The following is a 24,795-nucleotide window of genomic DNA, read 5'->3' on the forward strand; positions in this document are numbered from 1 at the left end:
AGCCAACGCTTTCACGTTGGCTTTTCAAAATTCATTATATGAAAGGGCTTACTTCCTATGGAACTACTAGCTTCGCTTATCGGGGTCATCTTCTTATTGGTCCTTATTATTCGTTTCAAGATCAATACCTTTGTTTCCCTGATTTTAACTTCTGTCCTAACAGCGATTCTGTTAGGCATGAACCTCACCACCATCGCCACGACCATTGAGTCTGGGATTGGGAGCCAATTAGGTGAACTGTCCTTGGTCTTTGGTTTTGGGGCTATGCTGGGTCGGTTAGTTGCCGATGCCGGTGGGGCTTATGTGATTGCCACAACACTGATTGACAAATTCGGTAAGAAACGCCTTCAATTAGCTATTATGCTTGCTTCCTTTATTCTGGGGATTGCGTTATTCTTCGAAGTCGGAATGGTTCTGTTAATTCCTATCGTCTTTGCCATCGCCGTTGAAGCTGATGTGCCGATCCTGTACTTAGGGATTTCCATGGCAGCCGCTTTGTCTGTTACCCACGGGTTCTTACCGCCTCACCCGGCACCAGTTGCCATTGCGCAAGTCTTGGGCGCCAATGATGGTAAGGTCCTCCTGTTCGGTTTAGTGGTAGCGATTCCAGCCGCCATCGTTGCCGGACCATTGTTTACGAAGTTAGCGCAAAAGTTTGCACCAACTGCCTTTCAACAAAAAGGGAACTTGTCTTCATTAGGTGAAGTCAAGACCTTCAAGCCTTCTGAAGCACCTAGCTTCGGCTTATCCGTCTTAACTTCCCTCTTCCCAGTTATCTTGATGGCTATCACGACCATTTACAAGATGACTGTTGACGGTGGGGCTACTCCTACCAAGAACGCCACCATGTTGGACCAAATCGTGGCCCTGATTGGTGACCCAGCCATCGCCATGTTAATTTCACTGATGGTTGCGATGTTTACCATGGGTTGGGGTCGGAAACGTAAGACCGCTGACATCATGGCAACCTTGGAAAATGCCGTTAAGTCAATCGCTATGCTGCTGTTAGTTATTGGTGGTGGTGGGGCCTTCAAACAAGTCCTCATCGACGGTGGTGTTGGTAAAGAAGTTGCCAAGCTCTTTATCGATTCCAACATGTCCCCACTGATCTTAGGTTGGTTAGTCGCTGTGGTTCTGCGGGTGGCTTTAGGTTCCGCCACTGTTTCCGCACTGACCGCCGCCGGAATCGTTGCCCCATTGATGGCCCAATCCGGTGTTGACCCTGCCTTGATGGTACTGGCCATTGGTGCTGGTTCCTTAGCCGCTTCTCACGTTAACGATGCTGGTTTCTGGATGTTCCGGGAATACTTCGATTTGACGGTTAAGCAAACGCTGAGCATCTGGACCGTGCTGGAAACTGTGATTTCCATCGTGGGTATCCTGATTGTTCTGCTGTTGAACATGGCATTCCACTAGAATTTTTCTGACAATTAATTCGAGCGTTATCTAATCCGCTGCCCAGTTTGGGGTGGCGGATTTTTTGCGATATTGTGCTACCTGGCCGCCTTACCGTTCGCCAAATATGGGCTTTGATAGTGGTTGTCACTGAATAACACCACCAACTGGCCAGTAGTCTTGCGTTCGTATTCGTCGTCCTCCTGACTTTTCACATCGCATAAATAACCTGTTAGCCCACCATTCCCAGCCCTCTAGTTCGGGCCAACAATCTACCCAACCTCCACCCATTAGCCGCTAAATGGCTGACAACCACAACTAGCCCACCCTTTACTCACTAAGTTGTGCCCAATCTAATTCTCAGGAAAATTTCACGCTCCCCACCGACATCGTCTAAAAATCCGTGCTATAATAGTTGAATCAGTCATTTGAGAGAAGAGAGGCGTCAAGAGTTTGGCAAAAGAGTTACGCCGAGAAATCGGCACGTTTACCGCCCTGGCAACCGTCATGGGAACCGTGATCGGTGGCGGGGTGTTCTTTAAGACCGCTAGTGTCGTGGCCGCTAACCATTCGGCCAATATGACGCTCGTGGCTTGGCTTTTAGGTGGGTTATTGACCATCTGTGCTGGCTTGACCAGTGCGGAACTGGCCGCCGCGATTCCCCGTACTGGGGGCGCGATGCGTTACCTGGAGTACGCTTACGGTAAGCCCGTGGGTTTCTTGATGGGTTGGGCCCAATTACTGGTCTACTATCCCGCCAACATTGCGGCACTGTCGATTATTTTTGGCACGCAATGGGTGGCCCTATTTCACCTGGACAGCAGTTGGCAATTACCGGTAGCCATTATCTGTGGCCTCAGCATCACGGGGCTAAACTTCCTGGGGGCCAAGGTCGGCGGCTCCGTGCAGTCAGTCGCATTGATTTTTAAATTGATTCCCATCATCGTCATTGTCGGCATTGGCTTATTTGTGCCGGCCAACGACCCCATCCAGTGGTGGCCCATTACGACCGGCGACCATCTTAACTGGGGCAGTGCCTTCAGCTCCAGCTTACTGGCAACGATGTTTGCGTATGATGGCTGGATCAGCATTGGTAATATTGCCGGCGAAATGAAACACCCCGAACGCGACCTGCCCCGCGCCATCGTTATTGGTCTAGCGGGTATCACTATCATCTACACGTTAGTCAACTTAGTCTTTCTCAAGACCCTACCGATCGACCTGATTGCTGGTAATCAAAATGCCGCGGCCGATGCTTCCATGAAGTTGTTCGGTCAATTTGGGGGTAAACTGGTCACGATTGGCATTCTCATCTCCGTTTACGGGGCCATCAACGGCTATACGTTGACCGGGATGCGGGTACCGTTTGCCATGGCCGAAGAAGACAGCCTGCCATTTTCCAAATACTTCCGGCGCCTGTCTCGCCGGACCTACGTCCCCTACTTTGCTGGGACCGTGCAGTTTGTCATCGCCCTCATCATGATGTTGATGGGCAGCTTTGACCTGCTGACCGATATGCTGGTCTTTGTCATGTGGTGTTTCAACTGTTTGCTTTTTATCGCCGTATTCAAGCTCCGGCGAACGGAACCCGAATTGGTACGCCCTTATCGCGTGCCCGGGTTCCCCGTGATTCCGTTGATTGCCCTGTTGGGTGGACTCTTTATCCTAGTCACCACCCTGGTCACCGAAACTGGCTTGGCCATCACGGGTCTGGCCCTTACCTTGATTGGCTTGCCAGTCTACTATTGGCATCAACATCATCAGACGGTGGAATAAACATCTAGTCGGTACCTGACACCTACAGTGGCATTTATCAGCAGTGACTAGCCATTGGTCATACCGATGATTGGCCGCCGTACTAACGACCACTTTTACCAAAGAAATCGTTAAACGAAATCTATAGTCCCAAAAACCTCCTGTCCGGTCTAAACCGAGCAAGAGGTTTTTTCGTTCATCATTAAATTGGTCAGTTTCTCACGCTACAACCCCCGCTGACTGGGCTCACCCCAACCGCGGTTAGTAATGTAGCGGTGTCGGCAACGGTGGTAAGTCAGGAAATAACTGGTGCAAGCGGGTATTGGGATCCGCCACGTGGGTTTCCCGGTCCTCCAACACCTGCGTCACCCCATCAAAGGTGAACATCAACAAGTCGGCCCCGTTCTCATCGCGGACCTGGTAGAATTGCACACCGGCTTGAAGCGCCGTCAAAATGAAGCGTTGAGCCTGGTCACTCAACTGGGCCAGTTGTGGCAAGAGCGCCGGCGCACTGATGCGGTCATGATACCATTTGCGCGCCACTGCCTGACCAAACTTCATCAGACTGCCCTGGGCCACGTGTTCCAGTAATTTAGCCGCCGGGGTCAGCTCGGGGTGCATCAAGACCTCTTCTAGATCATCGATGATTTCCCACTGTTCCGTGTGCGTCGCCAGTGCATTGGCCATCGCCCGCATCTCCGCAAAAATACGGATACCCTCTGTTTGATATTGTGTGGGGTCTAGTGGATTCTCCAACGCGACGGTCTGGTTTTTGACCCGCGCAGCCGCGAGCTCGGTCGGCAAATCAGCCGGCAATGGTTGCGTCAACAGGTATAACATGAAAATTTTTAGGAAGTACAACATGTGGCGACTGACCCCATTGGGCGTGAACGGCGTATTGTCAAAATCCCGCAATTCCAGGTAGCGGATGCCGCCCGTCTGAAAGTCATGGGCGTTTGCCTGTCCCTTGAGCCGTACCGGGCCGTAAAACTCGTGAGCCGAGAAGTAGGTCCCGTCGTCAATAAAACGCTGGAGCTGGCCTAAATGGGCCGCTAACGAGGTGTAAGTCACCTGTTCCTGGTCGAAATTCACGAAACCAAAGCGACTATTGCGGATGCTTCGGACGGGGTGTTGCAATTCCGGTGGCAACGGGTCAAAGAACCCCTTTTCCGCAATCGGGCTGGCACCAAACAAGTAGGTCAGCAGCCACTGGTAGCGGACAAAGTTTTGGGCGATGCGAAAATACAGCGCATTCTTAAAGGCCACCAGTGACGAAAATTCTTGGTCATAATGGCTATACAAGCGGTGAACGACCGGGTCTGGCAAGCTGTAATTGACGTGGACCCCGGTCAAACAGCCGTGCTGTAAGCCATATTTCTTGATTAAATATTCACGGTAGGGCCGAATGGCTGGGCGATCAAAGTGATCCGCAATAAATTGCAGGTCGGTTTCGTCCATGACCGGCGGCATGCTCAGCGGCCAGATGCGGTCATCACCTTCCAATGACCGGTACGCCACCGTTTGTAAGGTATCTAATTGGTCGAGGGTCCCCCCGATATTGGGATTGGGATCCGTGATGACTTCCAACTGGCTTTCCGTGAAGTCTGTTTGCAAATACGGGTGAAAGGTCCGCGAACCCAGCTGACTGGGATGTGGGCGCCGGCTCAATCGGCCGTGCTGGTCGATCCGCTGCTCCTCGATTTCCAAGCCAACTAAGCTGTGATACAGCTGTTCCGAAAGATTTTCTGCGCGAATAACTGCTAATAAGTTGTCCAGCATGACGGTACATCCCCTAACTGTCAAGATGAGTGTGACAAACGCTAAAGGTCGTCAGTCGACTAGCACTGGGCCTGCCCGGTCGTGACTGCGACCGACTCGCTTCCAATCTTTAGTTAACCTAAAGTGTAAACAATATTGGCGCCCATGTCACTCATATTTAGTCACTTTTTTCAAAAAGATTCAGTGACCGTCTTATCCCCGTGAATTGGGCGAAAAATAAGCGTAACTGGCCGCCTCTCAGCTGGAGGCCCCCACTGTTGCAACAAAAAGACCAGCTAGCCCGTAGCCAGTTGGTCTTGTCGTGGAGATGAAGCTATCGTAATGCCTACCGCACCGTTTCGTGAATCAGCGTGATTGGTTCTGCTGAATCGCTGATTTCGATGTTGTCATAGAGCATCTTCTTGATGTCATCAACGTTTTCCCGGTTGCTGTAGATGGTCAGTAAGGTGTCGCCGGCCTTGACCGCGTCGCCCACCTTCTTGTTCATCATGATACCAACCGCGTAATCGAGCTTGTCGTCAGCCTTTTGCCGGCCACCACCGAGTAACATCCCGGCGATCCCCATTTCATCGGCTTCGACCTTGCTAACGACCCCGTCAGTCTTAGCTGGCAGGGCAATCTTGTACTTGGCTTGTGGCATGATTTCTGGGTGGTCGATGACGTTCCGGTCGCCGCCTTGTGCCGCGATCATGTCACCAAACTTCTTCAGTGCTGAGCCATCTTCAATGGTCTTTTCACACATCGCCCGTGCCGTCTTCAAATCGTCGGCCTTGCCGGACATGACAACCATGTGAGAACCCAAGGTCAAGACTAAGTCTGTGATGTCAGCGGGTGCTTGGCCCTTCAAGAGGTCGATGGATTCCTTGATTTCCAAGGCGTTCCCAATGGCGTTCCCCAGGGGTTGGTTCATATCGGAAATGATGGCCATGCAGTTCATGCCGACCCCTTTACCGATGCCCACTAAGGCTTTGGCTAATTCACGGGAATCGTCAAGGGTCTTCATGAAGGCCCCGGCACCGGTCTTCACGTCGATTACCAACGCGTCGGTCCCGGAAGCAATCTTCTTACTCATGATGGAGCTGGCAATCAGTGGAATAGAATCCACGGTATCCGTCACGTCACGCAAGGCGTAGATCTTCTTGTCGGCCGGCGCAATGTTTCCGGTAGCCCCGACGATAGCTAAGCCTTCGTTCTTGACTTGCTTCTTGAAGTCGTCTTCGCTGATTTCAACTTGGTATCCTGGAATCGCTTCCAATTTATCCAACGTGCCACCCGTGTGCCCCAGACCACGCCCAGAGATCATCGGGACAGGAATGCCCAGTGCGGCCACGATTGGGGCCAACGGAATACTGGTCTTGTCCCCAACACCACCGGTCGAGTGCTTGTCGACCTTAACGCCCGGAATACTGGATAAGTCCAAATGGTCCCCAGACTTCATCATAGCCATGGTCAGTTCTGACCGTTCGGCATCCGTCATGTCATTGAAGTACGTTGCCATTAAGAAGGCACTGGTTTGGTAATCGGGAATCTCTCCGGAAACGACGCCGTCAACGAAGGTTTGGATTTCTTCTTTAGTTAATTCGCCACCGTTACGTTTCTTATCAATAATGTCTACCATTCTCATGTTTCAGCCACTCCATTTCTAATTGGCCACCGCATTGGGTGACACTTTAAGTAGTTGTGCTGCTGCGTGTTGATCGATAATGAGACAATTCGGGTAGCCGCCTAACAAGGCCGCCTTAACGGCCGGGACTTTGGCATCCCCCGCTGCCACCAGAATCGAATGTTCCTTTTGCTTGAGACTGTCCAAATTGATGCCGATAGTCCGCTCATTCAGCGATGGATTGACGATTTCACCATTTTCGTCAATGTAGCGCGAGAAGATATCCCCCACTGCATGTTCCTGGAGCGCGGCCTTTTCCGGTTCGCTCAGGTAACCTAGCTGAAAGACTAACGCGTTATTGCGGACGGTCCCGACTGAGTAAATGGCGATATTGGCCTGCTCACCCAGCTCGAGGAGGTACTGAATGTGCCGTTCCTTCTCCACCAATTCCTTAGTTTGTTGGTGGTCGAAGATGACCGGCAACGGTAAGTACTGGGGCACGGCGTGAAAAGCGTTGGCAAAGGCGTCAATGCTTTCATAAGCGTACGTGTGCTCCGTGGAATAACTCACGCTCCCTTTGAGCTGAATCACCTCAACGCCGGTCAACGTATCCGGCGCTAAGTTAGACCCAATCGCATAAATCGTTTTCCCCCAACCGATCCCGATAACGTCGTGTTCCTGCACGATGTCTTCGAGATAGCGAGCCGCGTACGACCCCACGGCATTTAACAATTCCGCGTTGGCGGTCAACTGAGTTGGCACCACGTGAACTTCCACGTGATAGGCCGCGGTCAACGCCTGTTCCAGCGTCTGCACGTCCTGCACGGGGTCCACGATTTGAATCCGCACCAATCCTTGTTCACGAGCAAATTGAAGGAGCCGGGAAACTGTCGGCCGGGAAATTCCCAGTTGTTGAGCAATCTGACTTTGGCTCTGGTCAGCTTGATAATACATTTTCGCAACGGTCAACCCTTGCGCTAATCGCTGTTCCGTCGTCTCTGCCATCCCGTTTCCTCCTCACTATCATTTTTTGCAATCTGCTGTGACAAACCGCTTGTGTCAGTCAACGGTTAAGGGAGTCCGTCTCAAGCAGGCGCCTAATTAACCGTGAGTCATGTACAGCAAGCGGCTCATCTTATTTACTTTCAGAAAACGGGTGCGACACCGTGTCCGCACCCGTTAGTGTTTAACCTTTAACGGCTGTGTCTAACGCAACCTTGATCATGTCGTTGAAGGACTTTTCCCGTTCCTCAGGCGTCGTTGATTCACCGGTAATCAAGTGGTTACTGATGGTCAAGACGGATAAGGCCCGGACGTGGTACTTCGCTGCCAACATGAAGAGCGCTGTGGATTCCATTTCAGTAGCAATCACACCGTAATCAACCAGCTTTTGCCGGTCCATTTCATCGTTGTAGAACCGGTCTTCGGCTAAGACGTTGCCGACCCGAACGGGGATGTTCAAATCTTGGGCCACGTGGTAAGCCGTATCCAGCAAGCCAAAGTCACTGATTGGCGCATAGTAGATGCCAGGGCCAAACGTGTTTTGGATGATGGATGAATCGGTCGTAGCTGCTTGTGCCAGCACCACGTCACGAACGTGAACATCTGGGCTCATCCCACCGGACGTCCCGACCCGGAACAAGGTCTTAGCACCGTAGTCTCTGATCAGTTCGTTAGCGTAAATGGAAATTGAAGGAATCCCCATCCCCGTTCCTTGAACGGAAATGCGTTTGCCCTTGTAAGTCCCGGTATAGCCGAAGCAGTTCCGGACCTTATTGTAGCAAACTGGGTTTTCTAAGAAGGTTTCAGCAATGTACTTTGCCCGTAATGGGTCACCTGGCATTAAAACAGTATCAGCAATGTCGCCTTTTTTCGCTTCAATATGATTACTCATGATTAGTTCCTCCTAAAATGGTTGTTCACTATTTCAAGTCTGCTAAGAAACTGTGGCCTTCATCGTTGCCAGCCACACCAAAGTTATCAAGCACAGTTGCGCCAAAGTCAGCAAATGGTGACCGAACACCTAAGCTCCCACCTTGCTTAAAGCTTGGTGAGTAGACCAGCAATGGCACTTGTTCACGGGTGTGATCGGAACCCTTGAAGGTTGGGTCGTTCCCGTGGTCAGCGGTGATCATCAACAGGTCATCGTCATGCATGTTGTCTAAGACGGTCCCCAGGCGTTTGTCAAAGTCCATCAGGGCTTGACCGAAGCCTTCAGGGTTGCGCCGGTGACCATACATGGCATCGAAATCAACCAAGTTAATGAAGCAAAAGCCGGTAAAGTCTTCGGCCATGACGTGATCGACGTGGTCCATCCCGTCCATGTTGCTTTCGTTGTGGTAGCCTTCGTCAATCCCGTGACCAGAGAAGATATCGTTGGTCTTGCCGACAGCGACCACGTGAACACCAGCCTTTTGCAAGCGATCCAAGTCGGTTTCGTCGGTAGGTTCCAACGTGAAGTCCCGCCGGTTAGCGGTCCGCGTAAAGTGTTGGGCATCAGGACCCACATATGGCCGGGCAATGATCCGCCCAACTAAGTATTCTGGACCGTTGACCAAGGAACGAGCGTACTCACAAATCTTGTAGAGTTCATCCAACGGAATGACATCTTCATGAGCTGCGATTTGTAAAACGGAGTCGCCAGAGGTGTAGACGATCAGGTCGCCCTTAGCCATCTGTTGTTCCCCTAATTCAGCGATGATCTTGGTCCCAGATTCTGGCCGGTTACCAATGACTTTGCGGCCAGAGAATTTTTCCAATTTGTCGATGATGTCGGCTGGGAAGCCATTCGGGAACGTGCTAAGCGCCTTACGAACTGGCAAGCCCATCATTTCCCAGTGGCCATCCATGGAATCCTTACCGGCTGAGACTTCGCGCATCTTACCGTAGTAAGCGTGCGGGTCGTCAGCAACGGGCACACCTTCGATTGGCGTGTCGCGCAGGTTAGATAACCCAATCTTAGCCAAGTTCGGTAACGCCAGCTTGCCAGCAAAATGTTGGCCGACGTGACCCAACGTGTCAGAACCTTCATCGTCGTACTTAGCGGCATCGGGAGCGGCCCCGGTACCCACTGAATCCATGACTAAACCAAAAATGCGTTTGAACTTCATACCTACATACCCGCTTTCAAAAAATTAAGTCTAATAGCCTGCCTTGGCACCTGCGTCGGCACCGGTCAAGATAGCGACCGTCGCACTGACACCTAAACGACTGGCACCGGCATCGATCATTTCTAAGGCTTCGTCCCAGCTGTGAACACCACCGGAAGCCTTGACGCCTAACCGGTCACCAACGGTCTCACGCATCAACTTCACGTCTTCGACCTTCGCACCGGCAGTGGAGAACCCAGTGGACGTCTTAACGAAGTCAGCGCCGGCCTTTTCACTCAGCTTGCAGCCTAAGACGATTTCGTCCTTGGTCAACAGGCAAGTTTCCAAGATAACCTTCAAGAGCTTACCCTTGGCGTGAACGGCATCAGCCAAGGCCTTGATGTCGGCTTCAACAACATCATTGTTCCCCGACTTCAATTCACCGATATTGATGACCATATCAATTTCTTCGGCGCCGTCGTCAATAGCCTTGTTGGCTTCGAAGACTTCACTATCCGTGGCCATGGCCCCTAATGGGAAGCCGACAACGGCGATTGGATTGACGTCGCTGTCCTTCAATTGTTCAGCAACGAATGGAATCCAGTAAGAGTTAACGCAGACAGAAGCGGTGTCAAATTGCTTGGCTTCGTCACAGGTTTGTTTAATGCTGGCCTCGGTGGCATCAGCTTTTAAGTTCGTGTGATCAATGTATTTTGCGACTTGTGCTTTGGTTAATGTCATTATATGAAACCCCTTTCATTTATCACCAATAGCATACCGGATAGCTGCACATTTGTAAACCCCCGGATTGAACCGCTGTTCAAAATCGTGAACGAACGTGCAGGGGGTGGGCGAAAAAGTTTCACTTATTGGGTTAATCGTTTTACTTAATCAAAGCCCGTCGTGATAGCGTTTTCAAAAATTCTTGTGAAATCTGATAGTTCATGGGGACGACGTTGAAGGGCCTCATTTTTACGGTAAAAAATTTTTAAAAAAAATCGGCCGGACACGATTATCCAGTCGATTTTGCGTTAAATTTCAATGATTTAGTCAGGCATCTGATCACGGATGGCCTGGCCGACTTCGGTATTGGTCGGGCAGAACAGCGCGTGCTTCTCACTAACATAATACGTATCCCACTTATCAGAAATAGCTTGATAGGTGGCTGCGGTAAATTCACTCTTCATCATTCGCACTTGCAACGGTGCAGAGAACATATTCTGGGTCACGTAGGGAAAGCCGTCCTCATCGTAAGGTACATTATCGACGTGATAGAACGTCAGTCCGTTCACTTGGCCTTTCAAATCTGGCAAGCTGAGCCATTCCTGCCAAGAAATATGTTTGTTGGTCTTGATGTAGAATTTCGTGCTGGTTGACGTCGTGGCCGGCGTAGTCTGCGATTTGCTAGACTGCCCTTTCCCACTGGTTACTGCAGGGGTTGTTTGTGTTGCTTCGGCAGTACTACTAGTAGAACGCGTCGTCGCAGATTTTCGCGTTGGCTGTACCGAGTTAGTCGTGTTTGTAGAGCGTTTCTTGGTAGCCTTCTTTGGTCGACTGTAGACTAGATACTTTTCGTTTACCCAGACGCCCTTTCCTTTATACGTCACGTAAACATACTCATAGTTACCTAAAGACATGGCCTTAATCTGATGAACCACTTTATTTTTCTTCGTCCCCAGGCGATACGCCCGCTTCAAACGATACCGGTTATGCTTTACCTTATGTAGTGTATAGGCGTAGTGCTTGTAACCAGATTTGCGGAACTTAAACGTATTCCGTGCCCACGCGTGCATCCAATTCAGTCGATAACTCTTAGCGGCCTGCGCTGGCTGAGGCACCAAGCCACCGCTAATTAATCCGCCTAGAACTAACAATCCAACGATACTTTTCTTCATACAATCCATCCCCTACCGGCTTCTACCGAGGCCAATTTGTGTATCGGACGCCTTCATCTTCAAGCAATGCGCCACTGACACAACCTCTTTAGTCTACCCACAGTAGAATGCGTTGTCAACAATCGCTCGCCTAAAAAGTTCAGGGGTCTAACCCTATGTCCTGTTGTTACCAGAACCGCCCCATTGCATTTGTCTTGACCCCATCACCAGAAGCTGGTAAGCTAACGCACAATAATAGATTTACCATTAATCTACTAACGACTCATATCTTTCTACTGTAAAACCTTTTCGCTATGCCGTAATTAAGGACAGGAGGTTGGTAAGGTCAACACCCAATCATCAAATAATCATCTTACCCAACAGTTTACGGGCGCAAAAAAATCGCCAGGGAATATCCCTCGCGACGTTAGCAGCCTAATTCCCTAATGGAAATTAGCTATGACTCCTCCCAATGGTTCAAGCGATCTACAGCTTATCCTTAGCCGCACGCTGCCGTAAAGCGTGGATAAAATCACTCTTTTTACCAAAAAAGAGACAGTTCTGTGGGACCTGATAGAGTGCCGATAAGCGCTCAATCGTTTGAATTCCGAGGTTCGAACTGTCCCGTTCCCAAGCAGCCAGCGTTTGGTAATGGATTCCTAAGCAAGCCGCAGCTTCCTTTTGCGAGTACCCGGCATTGTGCCGAGCGGCTTCCAGTGTCATTTGCACCTTATCCATCACGGACTCCTCCTTACAAACACTTTCACATCTTAAACGAGTTTATTCGTTTTGTCAATTGCTGTTTAATAATTAGGGGTGTTTTTTAAGTTTTTTTCGCACAAATTTGCTTGTATTCTCGCAATTCGTTATAATGACGATATAAAGAACCATTTTACTAAAATTAGACAAAGGAGTGAACGTCGTGCCCCGCCATGAACTATCGCCTTTTGAAAAAAATATTCGCCGAATCATTGCACAAAATTTAAAGGCAGCCAGCCACGATATTACGCAAGCTGAGCTAGCGGGGAAAACCGGCATTCCCACCTCAACTCTGTCCGGCTACTTTGCGCAACGCTCCACCCCCAGCCCCGCTAACGTTGAAAAGCTGGCAACCGCGCTTGGCATACATAAATCCGCTATCGATCCGCGGTTTGATGAAGATTTGTTGGATAACAACATCAACTTCGAAGCCGTTTTCGCGCAGCTGTCTCCTCAACGCCAACGGTCCGTCTTGATGTATGCGAAGCAACAACTCCAAGCCCAGCTGGCTGGGTTAAAGTAGCCCATCCGCTAGGACTGACCAAAAACAGCGCCACCACTGATTTTTTCAGTGATGACGCTGTTTTCTTTGGTTAAAAATTCACCTAAAATTTTACTTCTTCACTAACACCGTCACGGATTCCACGTGCGGCGTCTGTGGGAATTGGTCAACGGGTTGAATTGGCCCGTCGATGTCGTAACCGAGCTCTTGGAAACGGGCCACGTCACGCACCAAGGTTGCTGGGTTACAGCTGACGTAGACGACCTTCTTGGGTCCCATCTTGGCGGTGGAGTCGATCAGACTTTCGGCCAGACCCTTACGTGGTGGGTCAACCACCACGACGTCAGGCTTGATGCCCGCTTCTTGCCACTTGGCCATTTGGTCTTCGGCCTTGTCTACGGCAAATTCAACGTTCGCCAAATGGTTCTTTTGGGCGTTGACCTTGGCGTCTTCGATGGCTTCGGGCACGATATCGACCCCGTAAACGCGCTTGGCATGCTTGGCTAGGGCCAGCGAAATCGTCCCAATCCCACAGTAGGCATCGATCACGGTTTCCTTACCGGTCAGGCCGGCCTTGTCGATGGCCATTTGGTACAGCTTTTCCGTCTGTTGCGGGTTCACTTGGTAGAAAGACCGCGCCGAAATGGCGAAGGTCAAGCCCATCAAGGTATCCTCAATCGTTGGCTTACCGTACAGCGTCCGGGTCACGTTCCCCATGATGACGTTGGTCTTCTTAGCATTGACGTTTAAGACGATGCTCGTGACCTCTGGCAAGGCTTTGTGGATCTGGTCGACTAATTGGTCTTGACTTGGTAATTTCTGCTGACGACTGATTAAAACGATCATCATTTCATGACTGTAGTACCCGCGGCGAACCATGATGTTCCGGATGACACCCTTGTCACTGATTTCGTTGTAAGCCGGAATTTCAAATTGGCGCAGTAAATCACGGACCTTCACGATGGCATCATCAATGGCGGGGTCTTGGATGTAGAAGTCCGTCAACGGAATCAGCTCATGACTGTGTTGACGATAGAATCCCGTTTCCAGCTTCCCTTTGATCATCCGCACCGGCACTTGTGCCTTATTCCGGTATTGCGTCGGGTTGGCCATCCCCAGGGTTGGGGCCACGTCAACGTCTTGGTGCGCCTTACTGAACAGTTCTTCAATCTGGTGTTGCTTAAATTTCAATTGGGCCGGGTAAGCCAGGTGTTGCAGTGGCGCGATTCCCGTTTGCCGGTAGGTCTTGTCCACGTCCTTGACCCGGTCGGCTGATTCGCTCTGCCATGAAATGGCGCGGGCAAAGCCGTAGTGGCTCTGAACCTTGGTCACTTGAATCGTGATGTCTTCGCCAGGTAAGGCGTTTTCGATAAATAACGGGAAGTCGTCGACCTTGGCCACACCCATCCCCTGATAAGTCAGGTCGGTGATGGTCACGTCTAGGCGTTCGTTTTTACTGACTGGTGCTTTTGTTTTCATAATAACCTCAATTTCTTTAATCAGAAAGGGACTTTGCTGCTCATTCGTCGCGCAAAATCCCTTCCAGTAACTATCTATAACCCGTTTAGTCTTCGGACTGTTCGTCTTGGTCCTCTGGTAAACGCTCAACTTGCTTCACGAAGTTTTGCTCCGCGGCCAGCAATTCTGGTGACTCGCTAGTGACGGCCGCATCCGGAATATCATCCAGATTAGCGTACATCTCAATGTGTTGCCGCAGGTTGCGGAACTTCATTGGAGCGTCACCACCGTATTCGCCATCCAGGTTGATCATCATGCGGTCTTCAACCGGCCGTGCGACCACCTTACTGGTCTTCTCGTAAATGATGTGCGGATCATTGATGTGCTTGCCCCCGTTGAGGACCAGGCCCATCAGCCGCAAAATTTCCGGCATGCTGGCTGTCTTCACGATGATCATCGTGAACTTGCCATCATCTAGCGCCGCGTCGGGCACAATCTGCTCGAAGCCGCCGATAGAATTAGTCAACGCCAACAAGAACATCGACGCCTTCCCGCGGAAATGGCCACCATCATAGGTCAAGTCCATTTCAATCGGCTTGATGCGGGGCAACAGCTCGGCGCCCTTCATCAGGTAAGCCAGATAACCGAAAATGGACTTCAAGTTAGACGGCACGTCGTAGGTCAGTTCCGTCAACAGGCCCCCGCCAGCGATATTGATAAAGTAGGTATCGCCAGCCTGGCCAATGTCCATCTTGATGGTTTGGTCTTTCAAGACGACCTTGGCTGCTGCTAACGGGTCTTCCCGCGGAATGTGCAGCGCTCGGGCATAGTCATTCGTGGTACCGGCAGGAATGATGGCCATCTTGGGACGATGAGGTAAGCCAGCCAAACCGTTGACGACCTGGTTGATGGTCCCGTCGCCCCCGGCCGCAACGACTAACTCAAAGCCGGCTTTGGCCGCCCGAGTAGCTTCGTCGCGTGCTGAATTTGGTGCCGCAGTGGTCGCGTAAGCGCTGGTTTCGTACCCCGCTTGCTCGAACACCGCCAAAATATCGATTAGGTCTTTCTTCAACGCCTCGCGTCCTGAAGTCGGATTATAAATGACCCGTGCCCGTTTACGCATGATGTGCCTCCATGTTCTATTGCTGTAATGCGGCCATTAACAATTTGTTAACGACTTGTGGGTTGGCTTGCCCGTGCGTTTGCTTCATGATTTGACCCACTAAGTAGCCCACGGCCCGCTTTTTCCCGTTGTTAAAGTCTTCGATGGATTGCGGATTAGCCGACAAAACATCGTCGATGATCGGTTGTAATTTGGCTGGATCTGACAGTTGAACCAAACCGTGTGCTTCCACGTAGGCCTTAGGTTCTTCACCATTGGTAATGGCCTTGAAGACCTTCTTAGCCATCTTGCTTGAAATGGTGCCGTCAGAGATCAAATTGATCATCCCGGCCAAGTTAGCTGGTGTCAGCTTCGTCGCCTGTAAGTCAACTTGCTTTTCGTTCAGGTACGCATTCACGTCCCCTTGCAGGTAGTTGGCCGCCATCTTCGGATCAGCCTTTAAAGCGACCGTGGCATCGAAGAAGTCAGACATTTCCTTGGTCTGCGTGATGACCATGGCGTCGTAATCCGTTAAGCCCAGTTCGTTGACGTAACGTTCACGCCGCTTCCCTGGCATTTCTGGCATTGCGTCGCCCAATTCCTTGATCCAGTCATCACTGATATTCAGTGATGGCAGGTCGGGTTCTGGGAAGTAACGGTAGTCATCTGAGCCGGCCTTGACCCGCATCAGAATCGTTTCGCCGGTCTTTTCGTCAAACCGCCGCGTTTCTTGTTGCACAGAACCACCGGACATCAAGACTTGTTGTTGTCGCTTTTCTTCGTACTCTAGTCCCCGTTGGACGTAGTTAAAGGAGTTCAAGTTCTTCAGCTCAGTCTTGGTCCCGAACTTCTTTTGGCCAACTGGCCGCACGGAGATGTTGACGTCGACCCGCATGGACCCTTCTTCCATCTTCACGTCAGAAATCCCGGTAAATTGGATCCGTTGACGTAAGGCTTCCAGGTAAGCGTAGGCTTCGGCTGGTGAAGCAATGTCTGGTTTCGACACGATTTCAATCAGTGGCGTGCCTTGCCGGTTCAAATCGACGTAGGAGTAGTCCCGTTCGTGGGTGTTCTTCCCGGCATCTTCTTCGATGTGCATTTCGGCGATCCCGATTTTTTTCTTCACGCCGTCCACGTCGACTTCGACCCAGCCATCGTGACCGATAGGCTTGTCAGATTGCGTGATTTGGTAGGCTTTCGGGTTATCCGGATAGAAGTAGTTCTTCCGGTCAAAGTGGGTGTGTTGTTCCACCGTGGCGTGCAATGCCAGTGCGGCAATGATACCATCAGCGACCACGCCCTTGTTGGTGGTTGGCAGTACCCCAGGATACCCCCAGTCGATGACGTTGGTATTGGCGTTAGGGTCAGCACCATAAGCAACTGGTGACGGGCTAAAGATCTTTGAATTTGTCTTTAACTCAATGTGGACTTCTAGTCCAATCGTGGTTTCAAAGTTCATTAGTTTTGACCTCCTAACGTGGGTACTTGTAAATGAAAGTCGGTGTTTTGTTCGAAGGCGTAACCCGCTTTGTACAGCGTGCTTTCGTCAAATGGCCGACCAATTAATTGCATGCCGACTGGCAAGTTGTTGCTGAAGCCAGCGGGTAAGGATAAGCCTGGCAAACCGGCTAAGTTGACCGGAATCGTCAAGACATCGTTCATGTACATGGTGATTGGATCCTTGATTTCGTCGCCGATACCAAAGGCTGGGGTTGGCGCAACGGGTCCCATGATGAAATCGTGGTCTTTCAAGACCGCTTTAAAGTCGTTGATGATGACCGTCCGGACCTTCGCTGCTTTTAAGAAATAAGCATCGTAGAACCCAGCGGATAAGGAGAACGTCCCTAACATGATCCGGCGCTTGACTTCTTCGCCAAAGCCTTCGGAACGTGACTTCACGTAGACGTCTTCCAGGTTCTTAACGTCCTTGGCCCGGTAACCGTAACGGATACCATCGAACCGTTGTAAGTTGGAAGACGCTTCGGATGAGGCGATGATGTAATAAGCAGCCACGCCATACTTGTTGTGCGGCAAGGAAACTTCATCCACCGTGGCGCCTAACTTCCGGTACGTATCAGCAGCGGCTAAAATGGCGGCCTTGACGTCAGGGTTGACCCCTTCGGCCAAGAATTCCTTAGGCAGCCCAATGCGCATGCCCTTGACACTCGTGGCGTCATTTAAGTCAGCCGCAAAGTCCGGCACTGCCTGCGTTGAACTCGTCAAATCGTGGTCGTCATGACCGGCAATGGCACTCAAAATCGTCGCGTTATCCTTGACACTGCGAGTCATCGGACCGATTTGATCCAAACTGGACCCAAAGGCGATCAGACCCCACCGAGAAACCCGACCGTACGTGGGCTTGATCCCCACGATACCGTTAAAGGCAGCCGGTTGCCGAATCGAACCACCGGTATCAGACCCCAAAGCAACGGGCACTTGACCCGAAGCCACTGCGGCCGCTGAACCACCAGAAGACCCACCGGGAACCTTGGTTTGGTCCCAAGCGTTCTTCGTGGTCTTGAAGGCGGAGTTTTCGGTTGACCCACCCATGGCAAATTCATCCAAGTTGGTCTTGCCGACCGTGATCATTTGGGCGTTTGCCAATTTTTCAGTTACCGTCGCATCGTAGACCGGCTTGAAGTTTTCCAAAATTTTGGAAGCCGCCGTCGTGGTCAGACCCTTGGTCACGATGTTGTCCTTCAACCCCACTGGAATCCCAGCCAGGGGTTGGTCGGCGTTAATTCCTTGTTGATCAATTTCGGCCGCTTGGTTCAAAGCAGCCTCTTCGTTTAAGTTTAAGAAAGCATCGATTTGAGGATCGGTTGCTTTAATGTTATCGAAAGTCGCCTGCGTTAATTCCTTGGCACTGATTTTCTTAGCGACCAGGTCAGCATGCAGACCAGCGAGATCTTTGTCAAAATAATTCATTTAGTCGTTATCCTCGCTTTCATCGATGATGGCAGGTACCTTAATAAAGCCACGAGCGGCATCTGGCGCGTTGTGCAACAGCGCTGAGCTCTGCCCCCAGTTATCGGCGACGTCCTCACGCATCACGTTGAGTTGGTCGGAAACGTTGCTGGTGACGTCAACACCATCGGTATCCACTTCACTCAGTGATTCAAACATACCGATAATGTCGTCCAATTGGGGCGTAAAGGCGTCCAATTCGGCATCCGTAAATTCAAGCTTTGCCAGACCGGCAACGTGTTGAACTTGTTCTCGATTAATTCGATTAGCCATCAATTATCCCTCTTTCTAATTTATCCGCAATTCACCGTTTATTCCAGACTACGCCAAGAATAAACATACATTGCCATTCTACCATATATCTGCGGTCCGCCAAAGATTATGCGTTAATTTTCTTCGGAGTTACGACGGTTTGTGCTGATTGGCCGCCTGCCGTTCACTAGAAATGAGTTGGAACGCTGAGGGCGCCGGTCCAAGCCAAAGGGCGGTCTTGGACCTCACCTTGAAGCCGGTAACCCACGTCTTCAAGATGCCAGTTCCCTAAGCGGCGTGAATCGTGCCGCTAAGGGAACTCCCACAGCTGAACTCATTTCTAGCGAACTCTCGGCTACAGTGGTGCCTGTCAACGAAAATCGTCATCACCATTTCGTTATCAGAAATAGTACATAAACTTGCGACCTACCCAACTGGCACGCCTCGCCGAAGACCTCACAGGGTTAGATGACTTGCGCGCGAACCGCTAGCCCTTACTCAAGCCATCGTTACCCCCTAATTCACTCACCAACTATTCACATGAACAACTGAAGTGAAAAGCGGACAACCGCGCACTCGTCACTCACAAACCAGGTGATGAATCCGCTGTCGTCCGCTTTTCTTGTCAATCAATTCATTTTAGTAACTGTTAAAGACGTGACTCGTAAACTTCTTGGCTCCACTGGCTCGTGACAGGAAGCTTTGTGTGCCGTCCGTTGAAGCCACCGTGATGTCGATTGGTACCCCGGATGGCAAGTACTTTTGTGCCGCCGTTTGGAGGTACTGCGTGAAACTAATGATTTCCGTTTGACTGTAGAATTGCGTCTGAATGTTGACGTGCATCCCCGTCAATGACTTGCCGTTGTAATGGGCTTGGGCAGTCACCCCACTCAAGTTCGGGAAGAAGTTCTCGACTTCAGTCTTGAAATTGGTGAACGCACTGGAATCATTGCTGTTCGGACTGCTTGACCCACTGGAAATTGGGAAGACGTAGTTCTTTTCGTCCATCGCCGTCCATTTGGCTACACTAGTCGTCCCCGCCTTGTTTTGCGAGTAGGCAATGAAGTCCCCGCCGACCAGGCTATCGTTGGACGCCTGCCGGTAAATTGCAACCACGATGGGCACGTTCTTCAGCGCTGACTTTTGCCGCAAGCGTTTGAGGACCGTGTTGGCAGCTTGCTTGGCGTACGCCTCACCCGCAGCCTTGGTGATCTTCGTTTCATAGGTCGCACCGTACTGCGTCTTCTTGTAATAATCCACGGAGTTGACCGCGATTCCTACAGTGACACCACCTAGATGCAGCTTGTTATTCTTTTGGGTCATGTAATCTTGTTCTTCAATCGCTTGAATGTAGATAGGATTCCGTTTAGTTGGCGACGTTGAGCCATTGCTCTTGGGGTTCAGTCCCGTCGGATTGGATTTACTCTTCCGGTCCAACCAATTTTGGACCGTCGACGTCGTCAGGTATTGCCCTTCTTGGAACACATAGCTCTTAGTCGAGAAGACCTTTTTGGACACGTTCAACATACCATTTTCAAAGCTCTTCAGGTTGTACGTGTTACCAGAGTCTTGACTATTCGTGACCCCTCGCGACTTACTCGTTTGGTAGTGGCCACTCTTAATGACCCCTTCGTAATCGCCATCACTGCTCTGTCCAGTCAGCTGGGTGCCGCCGGATTTACTCCCACCGGAAGTCCCGGACATACTGGAACTGCCTAAATTACCACACGCGGCCAAAAAGAGCGGCACTGCGGCTAACGCCAGAAAAGTTCGTAACCGTTTCACGACTTGTTTCCTCCTAAAATCATCATTTCGTTGCGTTCATCGCGGCCTGCAGTTGGGCTTCGTTCCACACGGGAACGTTGAGCGACTGGGCCTTGGTGAGTTTGCTACCGGCAGCTTCACCGGCAATCAGCAGATCCGTCTTCTTGGAGACACTGCCCGTCACGGTTGCGCCGTGTTGCTCCAACCAGGCCGTGGCTTCCGGCCGGGTCAGTTCCTGCAACTTACCCGTCAGTACGATTCGCTGACCGGCAAATTGCCCTTCGGTATCGACGGGCGTCGCGGCACCACTGGTATAAGTCATGTTGACGCCCACGGCGCGGAGTTCCGCGATCAGCTCTTGGACCTGCGTGTTGGCAAAATACGTCACCACACTATCCGCGATGATGCCCCCGACCGTATCAATAGCCGAGATCTGGTCACTGTCCGCGGCCATCAGACTACCGATGTCACCGAATTCAGCGGCAATCGACCGGGCAGCCTTGGCACCCACGTGACGAATGCCTAAGCCAAATAGCAAACGTTCTAATGAATTATTGCGACTATTATCAATCGCTGTCAAGAGGTTTTGGGCCGACTTCTCCCCAAATTTATCTAAAGTTAATAATTGATCGGTCGTCAACCGATACAAACTGGCCACATCATCGACCAATTTGCGATCAAACAGTTGCGCCACGATTTGTGGACCTAACCCAGCGATGTTCATGGCATTGCGGGAGGCAAAATGATTCATGCCTTCTGCCAATTGTGCCGGACACCGCGGATTAATGCAGCGCAGGGCCACTTCCTCATCCAAATGGACCAGTTCGGCGCCACAGGACGGACAGTGCGTCGGAATCGGGTACGGCTGTGCGTCGGCCGGCCGTTTATCGGCGACGAACTGCGAGATTTCGGGGATGATGTCCCCAGCCTTGTGCAACAGGACCGTGTCGCCCAACCGAATATCCTTGGCAGTCAGGTAATCAGGGTTATGCAAAGAAGCCCGCGCGACCGTACTACCGGCCAACGCGACTGGTTCCATGACGGCAGTCGGCGTGACGATGCCCGTTCGGCCCACGGTCCATTCAATGTCTAAGACCTTGGTTTGGACCTCTTCGGGTGGGAATTTGTAGGCGATCGCCCACCGCGGTACCTTGACCGTGGCCCCCAATGACCGTTGTAGCGGCAGCGGATTAGCCTTGATGACGATGCCGTCGATGCCGTATGGCAGGTCGGCCCGTTTGCCTTGATATTGGTCGATATAAGCGGCGACATCCGTCATATTGTGCGCCACTTGATACGTAGGGTTAGTCGTGAAACCCAGTTCCGCCAACTCATCCAGTAGACCGCTTTGCGTCCGTGTATTCAGTGGCTCATAATCGGCAATGTTGTACATGAACGTGGCCAATTGCCGGTCGGCTGTGACCTGAGTGTTCAGTTGGCGCAGGCTACCGGCCGCCGCATTTCGCGGATTGGCAAATGGTGCTTGACCAGCCGCTTCTCGCCGTTCATTGAGCGCCAAGAAGGCCGCCTTAGGCATGTAGCATTCGCCCCGCACATCAATGGTCAACGGCCGACTCAACGTTTGGGGAATCGAGTCGATGGTCTTCAAATTGGCCGTGATGTCTTCACCAATCTGACCATTGCCCCGCGTGGAGCCCTGGACGAATTCACCATTTTCATAGCGCAGTGAAATCGCCAGGCCGTCGATCTTTAATTCACAGTTATAATCAAAGGCCTCGTCAACGTTACTCCGCAACCGCTCATCGAATTCCTTGAGCTCGTCAATAGAGAAGACATCCCCCAATGACAGCATCGGAATCTCGTGGGTCACCTTAGGCAGGTCGCCGCGGGTCGTCCCGCCGACACGCTGTGTGGGTGAGTCCGGCGTGACGATTGCCGGAAATGCCGTTTCTAAAGCCACCAACCGCGCATACACCCGGTCGTACGTGGCATCTTCCACTTGCGGTGCATCCGCATCGTAGTACTGCTTGCCCCACTGTAAAAGTTGGGGCCGGAGCGACGCCGCCTCAGTGGCCGCCTGCTCCTCAGTTAAGGTATTAATGGGTTTGTCAGTCATCAAATTCCTCCCACGTTAACGTCTACTTTTCAACCCGTTTGATTGGTGCAAAGGCGGCTAACAACCGCTTAACACCCTGCTCTGGAAAGGCAATGTCGAGTTCGGCATCTTCACCGGTCCCGTTGACCTTGACGACGGTCCCAATGCCCCACTTTTTGTGGCTAGCCTTGTCACCAACGCCCCAGCTAACCTTGCCAGCCCCGGTGCCAGTCGGTTCACTGACCCGCCCCGTCTTACCGTGGTAAGGGGTGGCTACCGCACCAGCGGTCCGACGCGCAAATGGGACGTCGCGGCGACTCGGTGTCAACCCAGACTTGGTTTCACTGTAGTCTAAATGCAGCAGTTCCGGTTCGATTTCCGTAACGAAGCGAGATTGCGGGTTCGTTTGCCGGCGACCGTACAGCATCCGTGAATAAGCGTTGGTCAAATACAACTTGTCTTGGGCCCGCGTAATGCCGACATAAGCCAAGCGTCGTTCTTCTTCCAACTCATCGTCTTCAAGCATGGCCCGTGACAGTGGGAAAATCCCCTCTTCCAGACCCATCAAGAAGATTACAGGGAATTCTAGTCCCTTAGCGGCGTGCAACGTCATCAAGGTAACTTCGGCGGGTTCTTCTTCAACGTCGTCTTGTGCAGAAACTAAGGCCAAATCAGCCAGGAATTCCACTAAGCGTTCTTCCGTTTCGTCATGGTCCGCTTTGTCCCAGTCGTCGTCAAACTTCTGCGTCACGGATAAGAATTCTTGAATGTTTTCGATCCGCGTTTCGGCTTCCAAGTTCTTAGCAGCAACGGCCTTGAGTGCCGCCATGTAGCCGGTCTTATCCAACAATTCATTGGTGATTTCCGACACCGTCATGGTCGCTGCCTGGTCCTGGATGTGCTTTAAGGTCATCCCGAATTTCTCCATGGCATTGCGAATGCGGGCGCCCAAATTCGTTGCCAACGCGATATTTTGTGTGGCCTCGAGTTCCGTCCAATCATTCATTTCGGCAAAGTCACGCAGCTTTTCGACACTGGTAGCCCCAATGCCCCGCTTGGGTTCGTTGATGATACGTTCCAGGCTCATGGAATCGGCGGGATTGGCCACCAATGTCAGGTAGGCCAACACGTCTCTGATTTCCTTACGGTCGTAGAACTTGTGGCCCCCGACCATGGTGTACGGCACGTTGGCCTTGACCAGCGTTTCTTCAATCACCCGGGATTGGGCGTTGGTCCGGTACAAAATGGCGAAATCGCCGTAACCGCGGTGGTGTTGTTCCCGTTCCTCTTGAATCTTAGCCACGACGTAATGGGCCTCATCGTTTTCATTTTGCCCGCGGTAATACGAGATCTTATCGCCCTCGGGATTGTCCGTCCACAGGTCTTTTTTCTTCCGGTTGACGTTCTTTTGGATGACGTCGTTGGCGGCCTTCAAAATCGTCTTGGTCGACCGGTAATTTTGTTCCAGCAAGGTCACGTGGGCGTTGGGGTAATCATGTTCAAAGTTCAAAATATTTTCCATGTTGGCCCCTCGCCAACCGTAGATACTCTGGTCACCATCCCCGACAACACACAGATTACCGTGCTTTTTTGCCAGCAAGTTGACCAACGTATACTGTGCGTCGTTGGTATCCTGGTATTCATCAACGTGGATGTACTGGAATTTTTCTTGGTAGTAACCCAACACGTCGGCATCTTGCTTGAACAGCTTAATGGTCAACATGATCAGGTCATCAAAGTCCATGGCCTGGTTAGCCTGCAGCTCACGTTGATAACTTTCGTAGACCGTGGCCACCGTCGTTTCAAACGGATTGCCCGCAGCTTCACGCATCATTGCCGGCGTCTGCAGGGCGTTCTTCGCGTTGGAAATTGCCCCTAAGACCGACCGGGGGTCAAATTTTTTCACGTCCAAGTTCTGTTGGCGCAAGACCCGCTTGATCAGCGTGCGTTGTTCGCCGGGATCGGCAATCGTGAAGGCCCGGTTGTAACCGAGTTTATCTGCGTCCCGCCGTAAAATGCGGACACACAGGGCGTGGAACGTGGAGACCCACACGTCGTTGCCGTCCGGTCCCAGTAATTTGATGACCCGTTCGCGCATTTCCTTAGCGGCCTTATTGGTAAAGGTAATCGCCAAGATCCGCCACGGCATCACGTTGTTGTGTTCAATCAGGTAGGCGACCCGGTGCGTTAACACCCGGGTCTTCCCACTACCGGCACCCGCCAATACCAACAGGGGCCCTTCCGTCTGAAGGACGGCCTCCGTTTGCTTATCGTTCATGCCAGTTAACAATTCTTCTCCTGCCACCTAGAACCCAGTCCTCTCTGTAATTAGTCTTGAATAGTATACCAAAAAAACATACGTTCTGCTGGAACTCTCACCGATATTTTAAAAGAAATTTCCGTGACCGGTTACACAAAAATTCCAATAGCAACTTAACCA

At 51.4% G+C, this 24,795-nt stretch carries 19 protein-coding genes; 3 read left to right on the top strand and 16 right to left on the bottom strand.

Annotation, left to right across the window (positions count from 1 at the left end; genetic code table 11):
* The first annotated feature begins 57 nt into the window (after positions 1-57).
* Both EKM83_RS01145 and EKM83_RS01150 read left to right on the top strand, forming a co-directional pair.
* Positions 58-1,416, top strand: a complete 1,359-nt coding sequence (locus tag EKM83_RS01145; protein ID WP_125574823.1) for a gluconate:H+ symporter — start codon at positions 58-60, stop codon at positions 1,414-1,416.
* Between the two features lie 432 nt (positions 1,417-1,848).
* Complete coding sequence (locus EKM83_RS01150; RefSeq protein ID WP_125574824.1) at positions 1,849-3,171, top strand: APC family permease; 1,323 nt, start codon at positions 1,849-1,851, stop codon at positions 3,169-3,171.
* Positions 3,172-3,411: 240 nt separating this feature from the next.
* Here EKM83_RS01150 and EKM83_RS01155 read toward each other — a convergent pair whose 3' ends face one another.
* The 8 genes from EKM83_RS01155 to EKM83_RS01190 form a co-directional block, all read right to left on the bottom strand.
* A complete protein-coding gene (locus EKM83_RS01155) occupies positions 3,412-4,929 on the bottom strand; it encodes a gamma-glutamylcysteine synthetase (protein WP_125574825.1) in 1,518 nt (505 codons plus the stop codon).
* A gap of 325 nt (positions 4,930-5,254) precedes the next feature.
* On the bottom strand, positions 5,255-6,553 hold the full coding sequence (locus EKM83_RS01160; protein WP_125574826.1) for a pyrimidine-nucleoside phosphorylase: 1,299 nt from the start codon (positions 6,551-6,553) through the stop codon (positions 5,255-5,257).
* Positions 6,554-6,571: 18 nt separating this feature from the next.
* On the bottom strand, positions 6,572-7,537 hold the full coding sequence (locus EKM83_RS01165) for a sugar-binding transcriptional regulator (RefSeq protein WP_125574827.1): 966 nt from the start codon (positions 7,535-7,537) through the stop codon (positions 6,572-6,574).
* Between the two features lie 181 nt (positions 7,538-7,718).
* Complete coding sequence (gene deoD, locus EKM83_RS01170) at positions 7,719-8,426, bottom strand: purine-nucleoside phosphorylase (RefSeq protein ID WP_125574828.1); 708 nt, start codon at positions 8,424-8,426, stop codon at positions 7,719-7,721.
* A gap of 28 nt (positions 8,427-8,454) precedes the next feature.
* A complete protein-coding gene (locus EKM83_RS01175; RefSeq protein WP_125574829.1) occupies positions 8,455-9,642 on the bottom strand; it encodes a phosphopentomutase in 1,188 nt (395 codons plus the stop codon).
* A 30-nt stretch (positions 9,643-9,672) separates the two neighbouring features.
* Positions 9,673-10,362, bottom strand: coding sequence for a deoxyribose-phosphate aldolase (gene deoC / locus EKM83_RS01180; RefSeq protein ID WP_125574830.1), 690 nt, complete (start codon positions 10,360-10,362; stop codon positions 9,673-9,675).
* A 305-nt stretch (positions 10,363-10,667) separates the two neighbouring features.
* On the bottom strand, positions 10,668-11,516 hold the full coding sequence (locus tag EKM83_RS01185; protein WP_125574831.1) for a hypothetical protein: 849 nt from the start codon (positions 11,514-11,516) through the stop codon (positions 10,668-10,670).
* 465 nt (positions 11,517-11,981) lie between these two features.
* Positions 11,982-12,233: a helix-turn-helix domain-containing protein gene (locus EKM83_RS01190; RefSeq protein WP_125574832.1), complete on the bottom strand. Its 252-nt coding sequence runs from the start codon at positions 12,231-12,233 to the stop codon at positions 11,982-11,984.
* Between the two features lie 184 nt (positions 12,234-12,417).
* Between EKM83_RS01190 and EKM83_RS01195 the strand changes: the two genes are divergently transcribed.
* Positions 12,418-12,777: a helix-turn-helix domain-containing protein gene (locus EKM83_RS01195; RefSeq protein ID WP_125574833.1), complete on the top strand. Its 360-nt coding sequence runs from the start codon at positions 12,418-12,420 to the stop codon at positions 12,775-12,777.
* A gap of 90 nt (positions 12,778-12,867) precedes the next feature.
* On the opposite strand, the gene rlmD is transcribed toward EKM83_RS01195, so the two are convergent.
* The 8 genes from rlmD to pcrA all read right to left on the bottom strand — a co-directional run bounded on the left by rlmD (position 12,868) and on the right by pcrA (position 24,660).
* A complete protein-coding gene (gene rlmD / locus EKM83_RS01200; protein WP_125574834.1) occupies positions 12,868-14,235 on the bottom strand; it encodes a 23S rRNA (uracil(1939)-C(5))-methyltransferase RlmD in 1,368 nt (455 codons plus the stop codon).
* Positions 14,236-14,320: 85 nt separating this feature from the next.
* Positions 14,321-15,337, bottom strand: coding sequence for a diacylglycerol kinase (locus EKM83_RS01205; protein ID WP_125574835.1), 1,017 nt, complete (start codon positions 15,335-15,337; stop codon positions 14,321-14,323).
* Between the two features lie 16 nt (positions 15,338-15,353).
* Entirely contained in the window at positions 15,354-16,775 is a 1,422-nt protein-coding gene (gatB, locus tag EKM83_RS01210; protein WP_125574836.1) for an Asp-tRNA(Asn)/Glu-tRNA(Gln) amidotransferase subunit GatB, read from the bottom strand.
* A complete protein-coding gene (gatA, locus tag EKM83_RS01215) occupies positions 16,775-18,244 on the bottom strand; it encodes an Asp-tRNA(Asn)/Glu-tRNA(Gln) amidotransferase subunit GatA (protein ID WP_125574837.1) in 1,470 nt (489 codons plus the stop codon). The genes gatB and gatA overlap by 1 nt, the downstream gene beginning before the upstream one ends.
* A complete protein-coding gene (gene gatC / locus EKM83_RS01220; RefSeq protein ID WP_125574838.1) occupies positions 18,245-18,556 on the bottom strand; it encodes an Asp-tRNA(Asn)/Glu-tRNA(Gln) amidotransferase subunit GatC in 312 nt (103 codons plus the stop codon). It abuts the gene before it with no gap.
* A 618-nt stretch (positions 18,557-19,174) separates the two neighbouring features.
* On the bottom strand, positions 19,175-20,320 hold the full coding sequence (locus EKM83_RS01225; protein WP_125574839.1) for a CamS family sex pheromone protein: 1,146 nt from the start codon (positions 20,318-20,320) through the stop codon (positions 19,175-19,177).
* Positions 20,321-20,342: 22 nt separating this feature from the next.
* Complete coding sequence (gene ligA, locus EKM83_RS01230) at positions 20,343-22,376, bottom strand: NAD-dependent DNA ligase LigA (protein ID WP_125574840.1); 2,034 nt, start codon at positions 22,374-22,376, stop codon at positions 20,343-20,345.
* A 22-nt stretch (positions 22,377-22,398) separates the two neighbouring features.
* Positions 22,399-24,660, bottom strand: coding sequence for a DNA helicase PcrA (gene pcrA / locus EKM83_RS01235; RefSeq protein ID WP_164505557.1), 2,262 nt, complete (start codon positions 24,658-24,660; stop codon positions 22,399-22,401).
* Positions 24,661-24,795 lie beyond the last annotated feature (135 nt).

The sequence above is a fragment of the Levilactobacillus angrenensis genome (assembly GCF_003946085.1).
Taxonomy (GTDB): domain Bacteria; phylum Bacillota; class Bacilli; order Lactobacillales; family Lactobacillaceae; genus Levilactobacillus; species Levilactobacillus angrenensis.

What these genes read in the sequence shown, in the direction of transcription:
- EKM83_RS01145 (WP_125574823.1), top strand. Translation starts at nt 58, where the DNA reads ATGGAACTACTAGCTTCGCTTATCGGGGTCATCTTCTTATTGGTCCTT.
- EKM83_RS01155 (WP_125574825.1), bottom strand. Translation starts at nt 4,929, where the DNA reads ATGCTGGACAACTTATTAGCAGTTATTCGCGCAGAAAATCTTTCGGAA.
- EKM83_RS01160 (WP_125574826.1), bottom strand. Translation starts at nt 6,553, where the DNA reads ATGAGAATGGTAGACATTATTGATAAGAAACGTAACGGTGGCGAATTA.
- EKM83_RS01165 (WP_125574827.1), bottom strand. Translation starts at nt 7,537, where the DNA reads ATGGCAGAGACGACGGAACAGCGATTAGCGCAAGGGTTGACCGTTGCG.
- deoD (WP_125574828.1), bottom strand. Translation starts at nt 8,426, where the DNA reads ATGAGTAATCATATTGAAGCGAAAAAAGGCGACATTGCTGATACTGTT.
- EKM83_RS01175 (WP_125574829.1), bottom strand. Translation starts at nt 9,642, where the DNA reads ATGAAGTTCAAACGCATTTTTGGTTTAGTCATGGATTCAGTGGGTACC.
- deoC (WP_125574830.1), bottom strand. Translation starts at nt 10,362, where the DNA reads ATGACATTAACCAAAGCACAAGTCGCAAAATACATTGATCACACGAAC.
- EKM83_RS01185 (WP_125574831.1), bottom strand. Translation starts at nt 11,516, where the DNA reads ATGAAGAAAAGTATCGTTGGATTGTTAGTTCTAGGCGGATTAATTAGC.
- EKM83_RS01190 (WP_125574832.1), bottom strand. Translation starts at nt 12,233, where the DNA reads ATGGATAAGGTGCAAATGACACTGGAAGCCGCTCGGCACAATGCCGGG.
- rlmD (WP_125574834.1), bottom strand. Translation starts at nt 14,235, where the DNA reads ATGAAAACAAAAGCACCAGTCAGTAAAAACGAACGCCTAGACGTGACC.
- EKM83_RS01205 (WP_125574835.1), bottom strand. Translation starts at nt 15,337, where the DNA reads ATGCGTAAACGGGCACGGGTCATTTATAATCCGACTTCAGGACGCGAG.
- gatB (WP_125574836.1), bottom strand. Translation starts at nt 16,775, where the DNA reads ATGAACTTTGAAACCACGATTGGACTAGAAGTCCACATTGAGTTAAAG.
- gatA (WP_125574837.1), bottom strand. Translation starts at nt 18,244, where the DNA reads ATGAATTATTTTGACAAAGATCTCGCTGGTCTGCATGCTGACCTGGTC.
- gatC (WP_125574838.1), bottom strand. Translation starts at nt 18,556, where the DNA reads ATGGCTAATCGAATTAATCGAGAACAAGTTCAACACGTTGCCGGTCTG.
- ligA (WP_125574840.1), bottom strand. Translation starts at nt 22,376, where the DNA reads ATGACTGACAAACCCATTAATACCTTAACTGAGGAGCAGGCGGCCACT.